The sequence below is a fragment of the Salininema proteolyticum genome, from assembly GCF_042685645.1.
GTDB classification, from domain to species: Bacteria; Actinomycetota; Actinomycetes; order Mycobacteriales; family Micromonosporaceae; genus Salininema; species Salininema proteolyticum.
This window is the reverse complement of record NZ_JBHUNX010000001.1, coordinates 1,388,539-1,406,542: the sequence shown is the minus strand read 5'-3', so window position 1 is coordinate 1,406,542 and position 18,004 is coordinate 1,388,539. Positions and strand designations below refer to the sequence as shown.

16 protein-coding genes and 1 tRNA gene are annotated in these 18,004 nt (G+C 70.3%); 8 read left to right on the top strand and 9 right to left on the bottom strand.

All coding sequences use genetic code 11. The annotated features are described in order from the left end of the window. Positions 1-24 precede the first annotated feature (24 nt). Positions 25-771 (top strand): PH domain-containing protein, encoded by a 747-nt coding sequence (locus ACFTE1_RS06595; protein ID WP_380625519.1) that lies wholly within the window; start codon positions 25-27, stop codon positions 769-771. Beyond that, positions 768-2,321: a PH domain-containing protein gene (locus ACFTE1_RS06590; RefSeq protein WP_380625516.1), complete on the top strand. Its 1,554-nt coding sequence runs from the start codon at positions 768-770 to the stop codon at positions 2,319-2,321. The genes ACFTE1_RS06595 and ACFTE1_RS06590 overlap by 4 nt, the downstream gene beginning before the upstream one ends. Before the next feature lie 270 nt (positions 2,322-2,591). Here ACFTE1_RS06590 and hisG read toward each other — a convergent pair whose 3' ends face one another. The 5 genes from hisG to ACFTE1_RS06565 all read right to left on the bottom strand — a co-directional run bounded on the left by hisG (position 2,592) and on the right by ACFTE1_RS06565 (position 6,218). Then, positions 2,592-3,437, bottom strand: a complete 846-nt coding sequence (gene hisG, locus ACFTE1_RS06585) for an ATP phosphoribosyltransferase (protein ID WP_380625513.1) — start codon at positions 3,435-3,437, stop codon at positions 2,592-2,594. Between the two features lie 42 nt (positions 3,438-3,479). Next, positions 3,480-3,743, bottom strand: a complete 264-nt coding sequence (locus ACFTE1_RS06580; protein ID WP_380625511.1) for a phosphoribosyl-ATP diphosphatase — start codon at positions 3,741-3,743, stop codon at positions 3,480-3,482. A gap of 114 nt (positions 3,744-3,857) precedes the next feature. Continuing rightward, positions 3,858-5,039 (bottom strand): serpin family protein, encoded by a 1,182-nt coding sequence (locus ACFTE1_RS06575; protein ID WP_380625509.1) that lies wholly within the window; start codon positions 5,037-5,039, stop codon positions 3,858-3,860. Between the two features lie 110 nt (positions 5,040-5,149). After that, on the bottom strand, positions 5,150-5,494 hold the full coding sequence (gene cutA, locus ACFTE1_RS06570; RefSeq protein WP_380625507.1) for a divalent-cation tolerance protein CutA: 345 nt from the start codon (positions 5,492-5,494) through the stop codon (positions 5,150-5,152). Positions 5,495-5,543: 49 nt separating this feature from the next. Further along, positions 5,544-6,218 carry an O-methyltransferase gene (locus ACFTE1_RS06565; RefSeq protein WP_380625505.1) on the bottom strand — a complete coding sequence of 225 codons (675 nt, stop codon included), beginning with the start codon at positions 6,216-6,218 and terminating at the stop codon, positions 5,544-5,546. Positions 6,219-6,712: 494 nt separating this feature from the next. On the opposite strand from ACFTE1_RS06565, the gene ACFTE1_RS06560 reads away from it, so the two are divergent. After that, a complete protein-coding gene (locus tag ACFTE1_RS06560) occupies positions 6,713-7,147 on the top strand; it encodes an SsgA family sporulation/cell division regulator (RefSeq protein WP_380625503.1) in 435 nt (144 codons plus the stop codon). Between the two features lie 122 nt (positions 7,148-7,269). On the opposite strand, the gene ACFTE1_RS06555 is transcribed toward ACFTE1_RS06560, so the two are convergent. The 3 genes from ACFTE1_RS06555 to pta are packed head-to-tail and all read right to left on the bottom strand — an operon-like array spanning position 7,270 to position 11,274. Beyond that, positions 7,270-7,956 carry a class I SAM-dependent methyltransferase gene (locus ACFTE1_RS06555; protein ID WP_380625501.1) on the bottom strand — a complete coding sequence of 229 codons (687 nt, stop codon included), beginning with the start codon at positions 7,954-7,956 and terminating at the stop codon, positions 7,270-7,272. 54 nt (positions 7,957-8,010) lie between these two features. Further along, positions 8,011-9,213, bottom strand: a complete 1,203-nt coding sequence (locus ACFTE1_RS06550; protein WP_380625499.1) for an acetate/propionate family kinase — start codon at positions 9,211-9,213, stop codon at positions 8,011-8,013. A 3-nt stretch (positions 9,214-9,216) separates the two neighbouring features. Further along, complete coding sequence (pta, locus tag ACFTE1_RS06545; RefSeq protein WP_380625497.1) at positions 9,217-11,274, bottom strand: phosphate acetyltransferase; 2,058 nt, start codon at positions 11,272-11,274, stop codon at positions 9,217-9,219. A gap of 239 nt (positions 11,275-11,513) precedes the next feature. Between pta and ACFTE1_RS06540 the strand changes: the two genes are divergently transcribed. After that, positions 11,514-11,717, top strand: a complete 204-nt coding sequence (locus ACFTE1_RS06540; RefSeq protein ID WP_380625495.1) for a hypothetical protein — start codon at positions 11,514-11,516, stop codon at positions 11,715-11,717. Between the two features lie 80 nt (positions 11,718-11,797). Further along, positions 11,798-12,112 (top strand): hypothetical protein, encoded by a 315-nt coding sequence (locus ACFTE1_RS06535; protein ID WP_380625493.1) that lies wholly within the window; start codon positions 11,798-11,800, stop codon positions 12,110-12,112. Positions 12,113-12,164: 52 nt separating this feature from the next. Here the strand turns inward: ACFTE1_RS06535 and ACFTE1_RS06530 are convergent. Then, positions 12,165-12,237 (bottom strand) — tRNA-Gly (locus tag ACFTE1_RS06530). Between the two features lie 189 nt (positions 12,238-12,426). On the opposite strand from ACFTE1_RS06530, the gene ACFTE1_RS06525 reads away from it, so the two are divergent. From ACFTE1_RS06525 to ACFTE1_RS06515, 3 genes are all read left to right on the top strand, one after another. Beyond that, positions 12,427-14,814: a phosphoketolase family protein gene (locus tag ACFTE1_RS06525; RefSeq protein WP_380625491.1), complete on the top strand. Its 2,388-nt coding sequence runs from the start codon at positions 12,427-12,429 to the stop codon at positions 14,812-14,814. 274 nt (positions 14,815-15,088) lie between these two features. Beyond that, a complete protein-coding gene (locus tag ACFTE1_RS06520; protein WP_380625489.1) occupies positions 15,089-16,780 on the top strand; it encodes a DUF885 domain-containing protein in 1,692 nt (563 codons plus the stop codon). 150 nt (positions 16,781-16,930) lie between these two features. Then, positions 16,931-17,989, top strand: a complete 1,059-nt coding sequence (locus tag ACFTE1_RS06515) for a hypothetical protein (RefSeq protein ID WP_380625487.1) — start codon at positions 16,931-16,933, stop codon at positions 17,987-17,989. Positions 17,990-18,004 lie beyond the last annotated feature (15 nt).

Here is an 18,004-nt window from a genome sequence, read left to right as displayed (position 1 = left end):
GGTCCGCCGCCCGCGGCGGACCCGGTGACACCGCGGCCTGAACAGCCCGTTCAACCCGGCGAACCCGCGCGGCCCGTTCCGGCCGCCTCGCCCGTGCCGGAGGCGCCCGCGTCCGATTCCACAGGCCCGGACGCCGGTCCCGCCGCCGACGCCGGTCCCGAAGAGCACCGTGCCGAGGCCTCCGAGCCGCCCCGGCCCGAGCGGATCCGGCCCGCCCCGCCGGCCGGCCATCCGCCACCGCCTCCCGCCGGAGGCCACCCTGACGACATCCCGCCCCGCGCCCAGCCGTGGGAGGAGTGGCCCGAGGCGCTCGCCTGGAGGCGCCTGGCCCCCGAGTTCAGCGCCGTCATCCTGATCGGAACGGCCATCACCTGGGTGGTGGTGGCCGCGGCCGCCACCGTCGCCACCGTCATCTGGCTGGAACCGGTCTGGCTCGCCGGAGTCCTGCCCGCCGTCGCCCTCGCCGCCGCGTTCCGCATGGTCATCCGCTGGCGCTGGTCGAAGTCCTGGCGCTGGGTGGAGAGGGACCGCGACGTCGTCGTCAAGCACGGCCGCTTCTTCCGCAAGCTGACCATCGTCCCCTACGGGCGCATCCAGTTCGTGGACTTGGAGGCCGGCCCGATCGACCGGATCTTCGGGCTCACGGGACTCAAGATCCACACGGCCGCCTCGGGCGAGACGGCCGAGATGCCCGGACTCGCGCCCGCCGACGCGGCCGCCCTGCGCGACCGTCTCGCGGAGAAGGCCGCCGAGGTCCGGGAGGGTCTGTGAGCGAGAATCCCGAGCACGCCACCCCGCAAGAACCGAACCCCGCCGCGACCGAGGCGCCTCGGACCGACCCCGCCGAAGCCGTCGCGACGCCGCACGCGGCCCCGGAGGGGGACCCGACGGCTTCTGACGCCGAGGAATCGGCGTCCGGCGTCGCGGCGTGGGCCGGCGGCGAGCGCAAGCGCCTCCACCCGCTGACGCCGTTTCTGAAGATCCCGCAGTTCTTCATTCCGGTCCTGACCTACATCGTCATCAACCTGCCCTTCGGCCAGGAGCCCGACTTCAACTTCTACATAGGCCTCGCCACGGCGGGCCTCACTGTCATAGGCGGGTTCGTCAGCTGGTTCTTCACCGGTTACCGCGTCGACCTGGGATCCGAGTCCGGGCCCGACGAGCCCGCTCGCTCGCGCAGCGGACCGGAGCTGCAGATCATCGAGGGCGTGCTGACTCGCAAGCGCCGGTCGATCCCCTTGTCGCGCCTGCAGAGCGTCGAGATCGCCCAGCCGCTCCTGGCCCGCTTCTTCGGGCTCGCACAGCTCAATCTGGAGGTGGCCGGGTCCTCGTCGACCGAGGCGCCGCTGGAGTTCCTCACCCTGCCTCAGGCGACCGCCCTGCGCAAGCGGTTGATTTCTTTGTCCCGCAAGCAGAAGCGCGAGAACGCCGGGGATACCGCCGACGAAGGGGACGGGGGCCCCGCCTCTGAGGAGCAGGAAGAGAGTCCTGTGTGGCCGATCGCCGCCGGGGTCGACAACAGGACGGCGGGCGCGGCCGCGCTCTCGAGCGTGCCCTTCTTCGGCGTCCTGCTGGTGCTCTCGTTGGCGATCCTGGCCGTCGGCATCGTCGGCGACTCCACGAGCGCGGTCGTGGTCTCCCTCGTCGGCATAGGCGGCAGCGTCGGCATGTGGGGGTTCTCGTGGTTCTACACCGCGAACGCCTACTGGGACTTCACTCTCGGGCGCCAGGACGACGACCTGCGCACCCGGCGCGGCCTGCTGCAGAAGTACGCCTCCACCATTCCGCTCAACCGCGTCACCGCGCTGCGCGTCACGCGGCCGTTCCTGTGGCGCCCGTTCCACTGGCGCAAGGTGGACGTCGCCACCGCCTCGTCCTCCCTGCAGGGGGCGGTGGGCGGGACGCTGCTCTACGCGGCGGATCCGGAAGAGGCCGACTGGGTCTCGGCGCACGGTCTGCCCGCTGTGGATTTCAGGGACGTGGACCTCCGGGCCCGCCCGCGCCGCGTCTGGTGGCGGACTCCGTTCACCTTCCGCATCCGCTCGTGCGGGTTGAACCCGACGGCCTTCGTGGTGCGGGAGGGGGTCTTCCCCGAGACGACCACGTTCGTGCCCTACGCCCGCATCCAGGAGGTGCGGGTGTCGCAGGGTCCGATACAGCGGCTGCAGGAAGTGGCGACGGTGCACGTGCGGATCGCCGGGTCGCTGACCTTCGACGCGGTGGCCCGGCACCGTGACGCCGCCGAGGCCGTCGTCATGGCCCGGCAGCTCCGCCTCAGGGCCGACGCCGCCGCCGACGCGGAGACTCCGAGGCTCGGCTGAGCGGCCGACGCGGTGCGGGAGCCGGCCGCCTCGTCAGGGCGACGGCGCCGCCCGCGCGTCGGGTTCCGTCGAAAGGGCCCGGCCGTCCTGGGGTATCCCGTAGAAAGGTCCTGCCGAAGGGCGGGCTTTCGACCCCATGAAGAAGGCTCTGGACCGCGGTGGTCCAGAGCCTTTCTGCGTTGTGCGGGTCCTCATGCCGCGAGACCCGGCGGGGTGCGGGCGGCGAGCCGGGGCTCGCGGTGCCGCGGCCACCGCCGCCGAGCTGTTCCCCTAGAGGCGGCAGGCCCCTATGTCGGTGGCGAGGATGCCCCTGGCGCCCAGCTCGTAGAGGTCGTCCATGACGGTGTGGATGGTCTTGCGTTCGCACATGGCCTGCACGGCGACCCACCCTTCGGAATGCAGCGGGCTGACCGTCGGCGACTCGATGCCGGGGGTCAGGGCCACGGCGCGTTCCAGCAGCTCTGCCTTGACGTCGTAGGCGAGCATGACGTAGGTGCGGGCCACGAGGACGCCCTTGACGCGCCGCAGCAGCTGCCGGTGGCCGTCGGCCTCCCCGTTGCCGGCCTTGCTGATGAGGACGGCCTCGGACTTGAGGATCGGCTCGCCGAAGACCTCCAGGCCCGCCTGGCGCAGGGTCGTTCCGGTCTCGACGACGTCGGCGACCGCGTCGGCCACGCCGAGCGCGATGGCGTTCTCGACGGCGCCGGCGAGGGTCACGATGGAGGCGCTGACGTCGTGGTCCTCCAGGTGCGAGCGGACGACGCCGCCGTAGGAGGAGGCGATCCGCATCCCTTCGAGGTCCTTGACGGAACCGGCGGTGCCGGGCGCGGCGGCGAAGCGGAAGGTGGACCGGCCGAAGCCCAGTCCCAGGACCTCTTCGACGTCGGCGCCGGAGTTGAGCGCCAGGTCGCGTCCGGTGACGCCCACGTCGAGGTCGCCGGAGGCGACGTAGGTGGCGATGTCGCCGGGGCGGAGGTAGAAGAACTCGATGCCGTTGGACTCGTCCAGGCAGGTGAGGTCGCGGTTGGTGCGTCGCTGGCGGTAACCCGCCTCGCGGAAGAGGGCGGAGGCGCCCTCCGACAGTGAGCCCTTGTTGGGCAGTGCTACTCGGAGCATGGTCTTTCGAATCTGCTTTCGTCCGGGGTCAGGTGTCGAGGCTTAGAGTTTCCGGTAGACGTCGTCGAGGGTGAGTCCCTTGGCGACCATCATGACCTGAAGGTGGTAGAGGAGCTGGGAGATCTCTTCGGCCGCGGCCTCGTCGGTCTCGTACTCGCTGGCCATCCAGACTTCGGCGGCCTCCTCCACGATCTTCTTGCCGATACTATGGACGCCCGCGTCCAGCGCGGCCACCGTTCCCGAGCCCTCGGGGCGGGTCTGGGACTTCTCGACGAGTTCGTGGTAGAGCTGCTCGAATGTTTTCACCTCTCCATTCTAGGTGTAGGCGCGCTCACTGCCCGCCCCGCGCGCTGCGCGCCACACTGTGAGACGGAACCCGTCACCTGGACGCCGTCCGCCTCGGTTTCCCGAGTCGCTCCGCTACCGGGCGCGCTGGGGGCTGTCGACCCACCCGGCCAGGAGCACCGCTCCGCTGGGACGGTGCACGGCCGCGTAGGCGAAGGGCCGGTCGAAGGCCAGTTCGACCCGGGCGTGGGTGCCCTTCGGCGGGGCGACGGCCGCCATGCGGAGCATGCCGACGGCGGTCACGCTGGCGGCCTCGAAGCCGGTGGCGCTGAAGGTGGCCACCGAGTCCTGCTTGGCCTGGCCGACGTAGCAGCCGGGCGCCGCGCTGAGGCGGGAGAAGTCGGCCCGGTCGCGGTCGGAGGCCGTTCGGAGGCCGAGGACGTCGGCGTCCTCCAAAAGGTCGAGGCGCTCCTTCAGGTCGAACGCCACGGTGCTGACCGCCGCCTCGCCGTCCTCGCCCGGGGCCGGCCCCGGGGCCTCCTCGACGGTGAAGCCCGGCCCCGAGTCGCCGACCGCGAGTCCCGCGGCGGGCGATCCCCAGTCGGCGTCGGCGGCGGTGCGGACCGTCTCGCTGAGGACGTACTGGTCGGACACTTCCGGGCTCCCGATCGCGAGGACCACGTCGACGTCCTCCTTGCCGCGGGCGGTCCATTTGGTCAGGCCGTCGGTGTACCTCAGATCGGCGGCGCCGGCGGTGAGGGTGAGGCCCTGCCAGGGTTCGGGCGACGTCCACGGGCCCGAGTCGATGAGGGTGGGCCGAGGGGTGAAGGCCTGGCGCCATTCGAGGAGGACGGTGAGGGCGCTCGCCAGGACGAGGTCGGGCTTCTGGGACATGTCGAGGGGGATCTCTTCGATGAGTCCGCGGGTCTGTTCGGCGGCCCAGGCGTCGAGGCGGTCCTGGTCGGCGCGGGGGTCGCCGGTGAGCGAGCCGAGTGTGCCCTCGGGGAGGGAGTCGACCCACTCGGGGTCGAGGGCGATGCGGGGGCCGGCCCAGGTGCCGAGCGCGCAGCGGGCGTCGGGGCTGGAGGCGAGGAGGGAGGCGACGGCCGCGACGTCGCCGGGAGAGGGGTCCTTGCCGAGGGCCTCGACGAGTTCGGCCCGGGTGTCGGTGCCGGCGCCGAGCGCCAGTTCGGCCAGCAGCGGCCAGAGTCCGAGCCCCGAGACCACTTTCGGGGGCCGCGGCAGGGAGTCGGTCCAGTGCGCCGTAAGGGAATTGGCGGCCGCCACGATGTCGGCGGCCAGGAGCTTGCTGACCATGCCCTGATCCTAACGAAGAAGGGCGGGGGAATCCAGGGCGCGGACGGGAAACGGACGACGCCCTTCCGGCCGGCGCCGGCGCGTCGCCCGTCCCCGTGTGCCGATGCCGGTCAGGCGGCGTCGGCGGTAGTCTCTTTGACCCAGTCCTCGTACTCGACCGACCCGCCTATGACCGGCAGGGCCATCACGCAGGGCACCTCGTAGGGGTGCTCGGCCTCGACCACCCGGGTGACCTCTTCTATCAGCTCGGTGCGGGTGTGCAGGCGCGCCCGCGCCTCGGCCTCGTCGACCACTTCTCCCCGCCAGATGTAGGTGGCGCGGATGGTGGACTGGTGGGCGCAGGCGATCAGGCCGGCCTCCAGCAGCTTCTTGGTGATGGCGGCCAGTTCGTCCAGGTCGGGCCCGGTGACCACTATTTCGCAGATGCCCTCGTCGTGCGGTGCGCTCTCGTCCATGCCCCGTCCCCTCTCGGTCTCGCTCCCCACCGTTCTACCACTCGCGGGCTCAGACGGAGGTCACGCGGGCCAAAGAGAACCCGTCGTAGCCCTTCTCCCCCACCGTCTGGATGACGGTCGACTCGAGCCTCGGGTCGTCGGCGACGGCCTTGAGGTAGGCCTGCACTGCCTGGACACGGTCGTCGGCGCTGGAGGAGACGGCGACGGATCCGCCGCGCACGACGTTGTCGGCGATGATGGCCGTGCCGGGCTTCGACAGCCGGAGCACCAGGTCGAGGTATTTCGGGTAGCTCTCCTTGTCGGCGTCTATGAAGACCAGGTCGAAGGGCTCGGTGTCGGCCGCGATGAGCTTTTCGAGGGTGTCGGCGGCCGCTCCCACACGGATGTCGACCACGCCGGTCAGGCCGGCGGCGGCCACATTGCGGCTGGCGACGTTGGCGTGTTTGGGGTCGACTTCGAGGGAGATGAGGTGCCCCCGGGCCGGGTCGAGGGCGCGGGCCAGCCAGATGGCGCTGTAACCGCCGAGGGTGCCCACTTCGAGGACGCGCTCGGCGCCCCGCATCTTGGCGAGCAGGTGGAGCAGGCTGCCCTGGGCCGGGGAGACCTGGATGGGCGGCAGGCCCTCGTCCTTGGCGGCGATGCGGGCGCGTTTGAGGACGGCGTCCTCTCCTACGCCTATGTTGTTCAGGTACTCGTCCACTGCGGTCCACTGCGACTGGCTCATGGCGGTTCTCTCTCTACGTGCCCTGTGACTCAGGGGGAACGTTATCACCTTTCACCCTGTCTGACCAGTGCATTTATCCCGCATCGGCGGGTGGGTTCCCTACAGACTTTTATGTGGGGATCCCATAAAGTCCGCCGGCGAGGACGGGCGCCGCCACCGGCGGTTTCGCGCTCACCCCGACGGGTGAACCACGGTGTTGTAATTACGACATCCTGAGTTGCACACGTGGGGGCGTTTGCCCGAATTTGCCCTGGAAGCGCCCGAACCCGAACGGGTTGGTATCGGTGATCGCCCACTTCCTCGAAGGCTTGAATGGTAGACCTAGATGCAAGGCGTTTCGTGTCGATGCGTTCACAGCCGGTGGCGTGACAGGGAACAACGGAGGCTCTGCGGAGCCGGCTCCGCTTACGGCGGACCGCCGGGTTCCGGGGACACGGCCATCGGATACACAAGAGACGTCAGCGGCGCTGACAGCAGACGGGGAGGGTTTAGTCATGAGTACGGCTAGATCGGCGACAGTCGACATCGCGACCACAATGCGGTTGGTCGCTCCCGACTTCGCGACGGTGGCGGTCAAAGCCTCCTTGCATTACGACCCTGCCGACCCGTACGCCGTGCGCGTGGTGTTCCATCCCGACGGGACGGACGCCGAACAGGTGGCGTGGTCGTTTTCGAGGGAGCTGTTCGCCCAGGGGCTGGAGGAGCCCACCGGGATGGGCGATGTGAGGGTGTGGCCGTGGACGACGCCTCGGGGCGAGTCCGTCGCGCTGGCACTGTCCTCGCCGGACGGGAACGCCCTCTTCGAGATAAGCCGAGCGGTGATCCAGCGCTTCCTGCGGAGGGCGTTCAGCCTGGTGCCCCGCGGACGCGAGGCATCCTATGTGGATATGGACGCCGAGCTGGCGAAGCTTCTCGCGGAGGAGACCTAAGGGGCTTCGACGCGAAGGCGTGCGAGACTTTCCTTCTGTGGTTGCTCAAGGGGGCCGGTTCTCCGGCCCCCTTGAATCTTGTCCGGGTACCGCGGCAGAACCCCCGCCGTTCCCGCCGGCCTTCACTTCTCGGTCGTGAACAGGACGTAGCCGTAGCTGATCCGGGAGGCGCCGGGATTCCCGGCGACCCAGTCGTCGACCACATCGGCGGGGAACTCGATCCTGAGAATCGACTCCAGTTCCTCCGGCGTCGCCGCCTCCCAGGAGGAGAGGATCTCCCTCCTCGCCGCGCCCCTGGAGGCCCACCACTCGTCCGTCACCTCGCCCCGGCCCTGCGCCTCGGCCCACGGCGATGCCGCGAGGAGCTCGGCGAACTGCCCCCGGCGGTGGTCGTTGTCGATGACGACCAGGCGCCCACCGGGTTTGAGGACGCGCAGAACCTCGCGTCGGCCCGCTTCGCAGTGCGGCGGCCAGAAGTAGGCGAACCGCGCGTGGACCACGTCGAAGGAGTCGTCCGGGAAGGGCAGGTTCTCGGCCGAGCCGGCCACGGCCTCCACACCGCGCCGCTCCGCCAGGCGAAGCAGGTCGGGATCGGGCTCGACGCCGACGGCGCGGGCCGCGTCGGAATAGCGGGGAAGCCAGAATCCGGTTCCGCAGCCCAGGTCGAGGAGGGTGCGACCGCTCCAGTCGGCCTCGTCCCGGATCGCCCGCCAGAGCAGGCCCTCCGGGTCCACCGCCTCGTTCTCACGCTCGTAGAGGTCCACATTGTCCGCGATATTGGTGGCGCGGACGAAATCGGGGTGAGTCATGGCCCGATCATAGTCGGGGCCCGGCCCTCCACGACCGGGACGCCCCGGGCGGCGTCAGGCGATCAGGCCCTTCGCGCGCAGGAGGTCCGCGGTCTGCGAGGCGATCTCGCCCTCCTCGTTGGTGGGGACGACCAGCACCTTGACCTTCGAGTCGGCGGCGGTGACGTCGACCGTGCCGCGGGTGTCGTTCGCCCCCTCGTCGAGTGAGACGCCCCAGGCCTCGAGGCCCTCCAGGGCACCGGCGCGCACGGCCGGAGAGTTCTCCCCGACGCCGGCGGTGAACGCGATGGCGTCGACGCGCCCGAGCGCGGCCATGTAGGAGCCGATGTACTTGCGGATCCGGTAGCAGTAGAGGTCCATCGCCGCCGTCGCCGGACGGTCGCCGGCGTCGGCGGCGGCCTCGATGCCGCGCATGTCGACCATCCCGGTCAGCGCGAGCATCCCCGACTCCTTGTTCAGGGCCCGGTCCAGCTCCGCGAAGTCGGCCCCGGTCCGGCGGTGCATGTGGAAGACGATGGCCGGGTCGATGTCCCCCGAGCGGGTCCCCATGACCAGCCCCTCCAGCGGGGTGAGGCCCATGGACGTGTCGATCGACTCCCCGCCCCGCACGGCCGTGATCGAGGCGCCGTTGCCCAGGTGGGCGACGATGACGTTCACGTCGGCCGGGTCCTTGCCCAGCTCGGCCGCCGCCGCGCGGGACACGTACGCGTGGCTGGTGCCGTGGAAGCCGTAGCGCCGCACGCCGTCCTCTTCGCGCCAGCGCTCGGGCACGGCGTAGGCGTAGGCCCTCTCGGGCATGGTCGCGTGGAAGGCCGTGTCGAACACCGCCACCTCCGGCAGGTCGCCGAAGAGCTTGCGCGCCACCTTGATCCCCTCCAGGTTGGCGGGGTTGTGCAGCGGCGCGAGCGCGGAGAGCTCGGAGACGGCCTCCTCTACCTCGTCGGTGATGAGCGTCGGCTGGACGAACCGCTCCCCGCCGTGGACGACGCGGTGCGCGATGGCCACCAGGCCCGCGCTGCCCAGGTCCTGGCCGGCGGCGGAGAACGCCTCCAGCATGGCCTTGAGCGCCTCGCCGTGGTCGGCCAGGGGCCGCTCGGAGACGGCCTTCTCCCCGCCCGCCTTGTGCGTGAGTATCGAGGAGTCCTGGCCGATGCGCTCGATGGTCCCGGAGGCGGAGGCGCTCAGGTCGTCGGCGTCCACCAGCTGGTACTTCAGCGACGAGGACCCCGAGTTGACGACCAGTACGGGTGTGGGCATGTCTTACTTCTCCCCTGCTTGTATCGCGGTCAGGGCGACCGTGTTGACGATGTCGGGGACCGTCGCGCCGCGCGAGAGGTCGTTGACGGGCTTGTTGAGCCCCTGCAGGACCGGGCCGACGGCGGTGGCCCCTGCGGAACGCTGCACGGCTTTGTACAGGTTGTTCCCCGTGTTCAGGTCGGGGACGATGAAGACGGTGGCGCGTCCGGCCACCTGGCTGTCGGGCATCTTGGTGCCCGCCACGGAGGCGTCGGCCGCCGCGTCGTACTGGATGGGCCCCTCCAGGAGCAGGTCCGGACGGCGTTTGCGGGCGATCTCGGTGGCCTCGCGGACCTTGTCGACCGCGGCGCCCTGTCCGGAGGTTCCGGTGGAGTAGGACAGCATGGCCACGCGCGGGTCGATGCCGAACTCCGCGGCGGTGGCGGCCGAGGAGACGGCGATGTCGGCCAGCTGCTCGGCGTCCGGGTTCGGGTTGACCGCGCAGTCGCCGTAGACGAGGACGCGGTCGGCCAGGGCCATGAAGAACACCGAGGAGACGACCGAGACGCCGGGGCGGGTCTTGATGATCTCGAAGGACGGGCGGATGGTGTGCGCGGTGGTGTGCACCGCGCCGGAGACCATGCCGTCGGCCATTCCCGTGTGGACCATCATGGTGCCGAAGTAGGAGACGTCGGCCATCTGGTCGTAGGCGGCGTCGAAGGTGACGCCCTTGTGCGCTCGCAGCTGGGTGTACTCCTTGGCGAAGCGCTCGCGGATCTCGTGGTCGCCGGGGTTGAGGATGGAGACGCCGGCGAGGTCGACGCCGATCTGTCCGGCCTGGGTCCGCACCTCGGCCTCCTCGCCGAGGAGGGTGAGTCCGGCGACTCCGCGCTTGGCGAGGATCTCGGCGGCCCGCAGGATCCGCGGCTCGGCGCCCTCGGGCAGCACGATGTGCTTGCGGAGGGAGCGGGCGCGTTCGAGCATGTCGTGCTCGAACATCAGCGGCGTGACGGCCGTGGACTTGGTCAGCTGGAGCGACTCCACGAGCTTGTCGCCGTCCACGCCCTGGGAGAAGGCCGCCAGGACGGCGGCGAACTTGGACTCGTCGCCCATGCCGAGGCGGCCCTCGATCGATCCGGCCAGGTTGGCCATGTCGAAGGTGTCGCGGTCGACCAGGACGATCGGCAGGCGGGACTCGGTGCGGGCGACGATGTCGAAGATGTTGGGGTCGGGGCGGATGCCGCCGGTGAGGAACACCGCCGAGAGGCTCGGGACGCCCTCGGCGTGGTGGGCGGCCAGGAGGCCCAGGAGCGTCTCGCCCCGGTCGCCGGGGAGGATGACGGCCTTGTTGTCCGCCAGGCGGGTCAGCAGGTTGGGCAGCGTCATGGCCGCGACGACGACGTCGCCGACGGTGCGGGAGAGGACCTGTTCGTCGCCGGAGAGGAGGGCGCCGTCGGCGGCCTCCATGAGCTCGGCGACGGTGGGGGCGGCGATGGCCGGGTCCTCGGGGACGAAGTCGACCCCGGGGTGGTCCTCGCGGAGCGCCTCGATGCGCTCGGGGTCGACGCGGTTGACTATGGAGCCAAGGTGGGCGGCGTGGTCGGCCTCGGCCTGGCGGCGGGCGACGGTGAGGGCCTCGTCGATGGACTTGGCGCTCTGGTCCTTGCCGCCGATGACGGTCAGCAGGGGCGCCGCGAGGTTGACGGCGATGCGGGTGTTGAAGGAGTACTCGAGGGGCGCCGGGGACTGGGAGTGGTCGGAGCCGACGATGAGCACGACGTCGTGTCCGTCGGCGAGCGCGCGGTAGCGGTCGACGATGGCCGCGAGCGCCGCGTCGGGGTCGGCGCGGACCTCGGAGTAGGTCGGTCCGACGCAGTCGGCGTAGGGTTCGGAGAGCCGGTACTGCGCGGTGAGGGCGGTGACGACCGGGTCGCCGGACTCGGCGTGGTCGTCGGCTACGACGGGGCGGAAGACCGCGACCGAGCCGGTGCGGCGGGTCAGCAGGTCCATGATGCCCAGCGCGATGGCGGACTTGCCGCTTCCGGCGTCCAGGCTGGCGAGATAGATGCTTGTGGTGGCCACGGTTCTACGCTAGCCAGGGCCTGCCCGCCGCGCAGTGTTTTCGGACCCCGGCTCACATATGATGCCCGTCGCACGCGTAGCTCACCGAACAGGCGTGCGTATTTCAGGGTCGGGGACACGGGCAGCTCCCGGTTCACGTGGGCGGGGGCTCGTACGGCGGCCGGCCGGCCGGAACGGGCGGAGGTTCGTCCGCCGAGGGTGGTCTGGTGCGTTTCGGCGGGTTCTGGGAGAATCGGGGCATGGACGATCTCCTGGCCCAGTCCGGCAGCAACCTCCAGGCCGCACCCGGTGTGGCCGTGGGCATCCTCCTCATCATGGCCGCCGTGGCGTGGTTCTCCCCCACGGTCCGGCGGAAGTTCCGCAAGGCGACGCTGTGGCTGTCGATCGCGGCGATCGCGGCGCTGGTCCTCTACGGCTACCTGGGCGGCGCCGTCTCCTCGTGAGCCGGGGCGCGTCCCGAGCCGCACCGGCGGCCTGGGGCGACTGGCCGGACAGCCGACCGTATCGGCGGTAGTCTTTGCGCATGGCCGAAGACTTTGGACAGGACGACGTTCCCGGCGCCGACATGGGCGACGACGAGCAGGAGAGCGAGGTCGAACTCGCCGAGCGCTACCTGTACGACGACCCGTCGAAGGAGCGCGAGGAGTACATGTTCGGCGAGCAGCTCGAGGGCGACGGCTCCATCTCTGAGTACACGCGCGCCGAGGCGGGAAAGAGCTTCCGCGACGAGCCCCTGGGCATTCCGCCGGCCGCCGAGGAGGCGGGCATGCACTTGGACTACACCAATTCCGAGGGATTCGACGCCCCGGAGCCCGACGAGGAGGAGTCCTCGGACTAGCCGGACCGGGAAAGAGAAAGAGCCCGATCCTCTCGGACCGGGCTCTCATCGGAGCGGATGACCGGGCTCGAACCGGCGACCTACACCTTGGCAAGGTGTCGCGCTACCAGCTGCGCTACATCCGCCTAACGCCCTGGACCACTCGAAGTGCTCCGTGCGCTTGCGAGAACAACTATAGCGCACCGTTCCCGCGTCCCGAAGGCACCCCCTCCCGGCCGCGTTCGGCACGTCACAACCCCTGCCGCCCTCATTTTCACCGTGAGAATTCGTCGAATTACCGAACGCCGCACACGGCGCTGGGGCAGGCTCGAACCATGAGCGATTCGATGCGTACGACGTCCCGGCGGCCCTTGTCGAGCGAGGACCTGAAGCGGCTCGACGCCTACTGGCGCGCGGCCAACTACCTGACGGTCGGCCAGATCTACCTGCTGGACAACCCGCTGCTCAAGGAGCCGCTGAGGCCCGAGCACATCAAGCCACGCCTGCTGGGCCACTGGGGCACCAGCCCCGGGCTCTCGATGCTCTACGTCCACCTCAACCGCGTCATCAAACAGCGCGACCAGGACATGATCTACATAGCCGGACCGGGGCACGGCGGCCCGGCCGTCGTCGCCAACACCTGGCTGGAGGGCACCTACCCCGAGTTGTACCCGTCGGTCGGCTACAGCGAGGAGGGCATGAGGCGCCTCTTCCGCCAGTTCTCCTTCCCCGGCGGCATCCCCTCGCACGTCGCCCCCGAGGTTCCGGGCTCCATCCACGAGGGCGGCGAACTGGGCTACTCGCTCTCGCACGCCTACGGGGCGGCGTTCGACAACCCGAACCTCGTGGTCGCCACCGTCGTCGGCGACGGCGAGGCCGAGACCGGCCCGCTGGCCGGCGGGTGGCAGGGCAATATCTGGACCAACCCGGTCACCGACGGCACGGTCCTGCCGATCCTCCACCTCAACGGCTACAAGATCGCCAACCCGACGGCCATGGCCCGCGTCAGCGACGAGGACCGGATCTCCTACTTCCACGGCCTGGGATACGAGCCGTTCACCGTCGAGGGCGACGACCCCATGACCGTCCACCAGGAACTGGCCGACACGTTCGACAGGGTCTTCGACCGCATCGCCGAGATCCGCGCGGAGGCCCGCGAGCACCCGACGAGGCCGCCGCGACCGCGCTGGCCCATGGTCATCTTCCGCACGCCCAAGGGCTGGACCGGCCCGGCCGTCGTAGACGGCGTCCCGGTCGAGGGCACGTGGCGCGCCCACCAGGTGCCGCTGGCCAACGTGCGCAAGAACCCCGACCACCTCAAGGAGCTGGAGGCCTGGCTGCGCTCCTACCGGCCCGAGGAGCTGTTCGACCCGACCGGAGCCCCGGCCCCCGATCTCAGGGAGCTCCACCCGCGGGGGCTCAAGCGGATGAGCGCCCAGCCCCACGCCAACGGCGGGCTCATCCTGCGCGAGCTCGTCCTCCCCGACTACCGCGACCACGCCGCGACCATCGACGGCCACGGCAGGACCACCGCCGAGGCCACCAAGGTGCTGGGCGCCTGGCTCAAGGACGTGGTGCGCGACAATATGGACCGCTTCCGGCTCTTCGGCCCCGACGAGGTCGCCTCCAACCGTCTCGGGGCGGTCTTCGACACCACCGACCGCCAGTGGGAGGCCGAGCTCTACGAGGTCGACGAGCACCAGGCCCCGCACGGGCGGGTGATGGAGGTCCTCTCGGAGCACAACTGCGAGGGCTGGCTCGAGGGCTACACGCTGACGGGCCGCCACGGCCTGTTCACCAGCTACGAGGCCTTCATCCACATCATCGACTCGATGTTCAACCAGCACGCCAAGTGGCTGGCCACCACCAACGAGATCCCGTGGCGGGCCCCGATCGCCTCGCTGAACTACCTGCTCTCCAGCCACGTCTGGCGCCAGGACCACAACGGCTTCAGCCACCAGGACCCCGGCTTCATCGACGTGGTCGTCAACAAGAAGTCCGACGTGGTCCGCGTATACCTGCCGCCGGACGCCAACACGCTGCTGTCGACGATGAACCACTGCCTGCGCTCGCGCCAGTACGTCAACGTCGTCGTCGCCGGAAAGCAGCCGGCGCTGCAGTACACGACCATGGAGGAGGCCGACCGCCTGTGCGAGCGCGGCCTGGGCATCTGGGAGTGGGCCGGCAACGACGAGGGCGGCAGCCCCGACGTGGTCATGGCCTCGGCCGGCGACGTCCCGACGCTGGAGTGCCTGGCCGCCATCGACCTGCTGCGCCAGAACCTGCCCAACCTGAAGGTGCGCATGGTCAACGTCGTGGACCTCATGCGGCTCCAGCCCGACACCGAGCACCCGCACGGCCTGTCCGACAACGAGTTCGACACGATCTTCACGACCAACAAGCCGGTCATGTTCAACTACCACGGCTATCCGTGGCTGATCCACCGGCTGACCTACCGGCGCACCAACCACGACAACATCCACGTGCGCGGATACAAGGAGGAGGGCACCACGACCACGCCCTTCGACATGGCCATGCTCAACGACATCGACCGCTACCGGCTCGTCATCGACGTCATCGACCGGGTCCCCGGCCTGGGAGAACGCGCGGCGAGCCTGCGGCAGAAGATGATCGACGCCCGCCACGAGGCCCGCGCCTACACGAGGGAGTACGGCGAGGACATGCCGGAGGTGGCGAACTGGAAGTGGCCCTACGACGATTAGCGCGGCGGACCCGTCGCCGGGCGGGGAACCGGTCCGGAGCGAGCGGGCCGTCGGGAGGAAAGGTGTTCGAGAGGAGCGGCTTCCGGAGAGAAGCGGTGGTCCGGAAAAGCGGTGTCCGAGAGAAGCGGTGGTCCGGAAGAAACGGGGTTCGGGAGGAGCGGTGCCGCGCGCGGCACGACGTCGGCGTCCCTGTGATCCCGGCCGCCTCCTCCTCGGGGTGCCGCCCTCGCCTTCGATAAGGTGAGGGCGACGCTCATTCTTCAGGAGGCCCGTTGTGAAAGAACCCGACACGCGCTCCATGGCCGAAGAGTTCTTCGGCGAGTCGCTGGCCCAGGGCCCGATAGGCGCCAGCTTCCTCGGATACCGCGAGTACGACGCTGAGGTGCCCGACCCTTCGGCCGAGGCCGAGGCCGGCCGCCAGGAGTGGCGCCGCGGCTTCCTCGACCGCCTCGACCGGATCTCCCCCGATGCGGTCACCGATCCCGAGGACCGGATCACCCGCTCGATGCTGCGCCGCCGCGTCGTCGACGACATCGCCGCCTCCGAAGCGGCCCTGGAGGACGTGTCCGCCTCGGCCACGATCGCCGGTCCGCAGACCTCGCTGCTGTCCAGCCTGCCGAACCTGGGGCTGCCCGACGCGGAGGCCTCCGAGGCCTACCTGGAGCGGCTGGCGAAGATCCCCGCCGTGCTCGACGCGCACCTGGAGCGCTACCGGTCGGCCGACGCCGAGGGCCGACGCCAGACTCGCGTCGGCGCGGCCTCGGTCGCGGCCCAGATACGCGGTTATCTGGGCTCCGAGGAGGAGGTCTTCCTCGGAGCAAAGCCGGAAGGCGTGGACGCCGACCGGTGGCGGGAACGCGGCGAGCGCATCTGCCGCGACGCCGTCCGCCCGGCCTTCGAGCGCTGGCTGACGGCGTTCGAGAACGACCTTGCCGTCCGCGCCCGCGGCGGCGAGGAGGCGGGCGTGTGCCATGTTCCCGGCGGCGCCGAGGGCTACGAGAAGGCCGTCGCCCGGCACACCACGACCGACATGACCGCCGAGGAGGTCCACGGCATCGGCCTGGAGCGCGTGGCGCTGCTGCGGGAGGAGTTCTCCGCCCTGGGGCTCAAGGCCTTCGGCACGAGCGATGTCGGCGCGATCACCGGTCTCCTCCGCGACCGCGAGGACCTGCGCTACCAGTCCTCCGACGAGATCCTCTCCGACGCGTTGGACAACCTCTCCCGCGCCGAGGCGGCGCTGCCGGACTGGTTCCACTCCTACGACTTCGCGCCCTGCACCGTCAAGCCCATCCCGGCCGCCGTCGCCGCCGACTCGACCCTGGCCTACTACCAGCCGCCGTCGATCGACGGCTCCAGGCCGGGCACCCACTTCGTCAACGTGCACGAACCGCGGTCGCGCACCCGCTTCGAGTACGAGGCGCTCGCCTTCCACGAGTCGGTCCCCGGGCACCATCTGCAGTTCGCACTGGGCCAACGGCTCGACGGCCTGCCGCGCTTCCGCCGCCACGGCTACATCACCGTCTTCGGCGAGGGCTGGGGCCTGTACACCGAGCGGCTGGCCGACGAGATGGGGCTCTACTCCGGCGACCTGGCCCGACTGGGCATGGTCTCGTTCGACGCCTGGCGCGCCTGCCGCCTGGTGGTGGACACGGGCCTGCACGCCGAGGGGTGGAGCCGCGACGAGGCGATCGCGTTCATGGAGGCCAACACCGCCCTGTCGCGGTCCAATATCGTCAACGAGGTCGACCGCTACATCGCCTGGCCGGGCCAGGCTCTGGCCTACATGGTCGGCCGCCTCCACATCGACCGGCTGAGGGCGGACGCCGAGCGGGAGCTCGGTTCGGGCTTCGACGTCCGCGCCTTCCACCACGAGGTGCTCGGGCACGGGTCGGTGCCGCTGCCCGCTCTCAGCGAGATCATCGGAGACTGGGTGGCCGAGGGCGGCCCGAGCCGCTGGGAGGGTTGAGGACGAGGGTCCGTGCGGCGCGAAAGGCGGCGCCCCTCCGTCCCGGTCGCCCCGCGACTCGCCTTGCGGCGGAAGGATACGCCGGTGAACGGGGTGGGGCGGGGCATCGGCGGTGGCGGACCGGGACGGGGAATGCTATAAACTGTCGGCATGTCCCCCTTGCCGACACGGGATAAAGCTCCTCGCCCACTCCCGCTCACCCTGCTCAGCGCCGCCGTGCTCCTCCTGCTCACCGCTTGCGGCCAGGAGATCGCCGGCCGGCTGCACGTCACCCCCGGCTCCCACTACTCCGTCTCCGGTTCGGACGGGTCGCTGTGCGACGACGCCGAACGCCCCGTCGAGGGCGACGAGGCCACCCTGGTGGGCGCCTACTTCTCCCTCGCCGTCGACTGCGTCGGCGAGGTCGAGTCCCTGGCCGAGGCCGGTATCGACGAGACCGCCCTTCCCATCCCCGAGGGGACGTCCGTCTCCTTCCTGCGCTTCGGCGACCCCGGTGGGGCCCAGCCGCTCTACCCGGGAACGCCGCCGACCGGGCTGACCGCGACGGTCACCATCGGGCCGAAGTCGTGGACCGAGGAGAACGCCGGGCCCGAGCCGGGCGACCTGTACGCGTGGGTCGGCTCGGGCGAGCCGGAGATGCGCGTGGAGGTCAACGACAACGGCCACGTCTTCGCCATCGACCCCCGCAGCGGCGAGCGCGAGGGCGTCATCGAGGCGCTCTACCACGGCAAGCTCACCTCGAAGCAGTCGGAGCGCGTTCCCATCGACGCGGAGTTCTACGCCTCGGACTCCTCCTACGAGTACACCGGCGCGGTCACGGTCTTCTACAGCGCGGCGGTCGAACGCCAGGTCTTCCGCGTCGAGGAGGGGTGGCTGGCCGACGACGGCAAGGCGCTGTTGACGGTCGGCTTCAGCTGGTTCGAGAGCGACGAGGAGTGGGAGCTGGTCTGGTCGGCCGGCGACGAGCCCGACTTCACCGTCGAGCACGACGGGGAGAAGATCGAGCCCGTGTCGGTGGAGGCCGAGAAGGCCACCGAGCAGGGCTCGACGTTCCGGGACTACGAGATCACCTACGAGGTCCCTCCCTCGGCGCTGGAGTTCGACTTCGCGTTCACGCCGCCGCAGTCGGCGAAGTGGGAGGCCCAGGGCGTCACCATGTCGCTGACGAAGGGCAAGGACCCGGTGAAGTTCTCTCTCGACTTCTCTTGAGACGCTAAGGAAGAG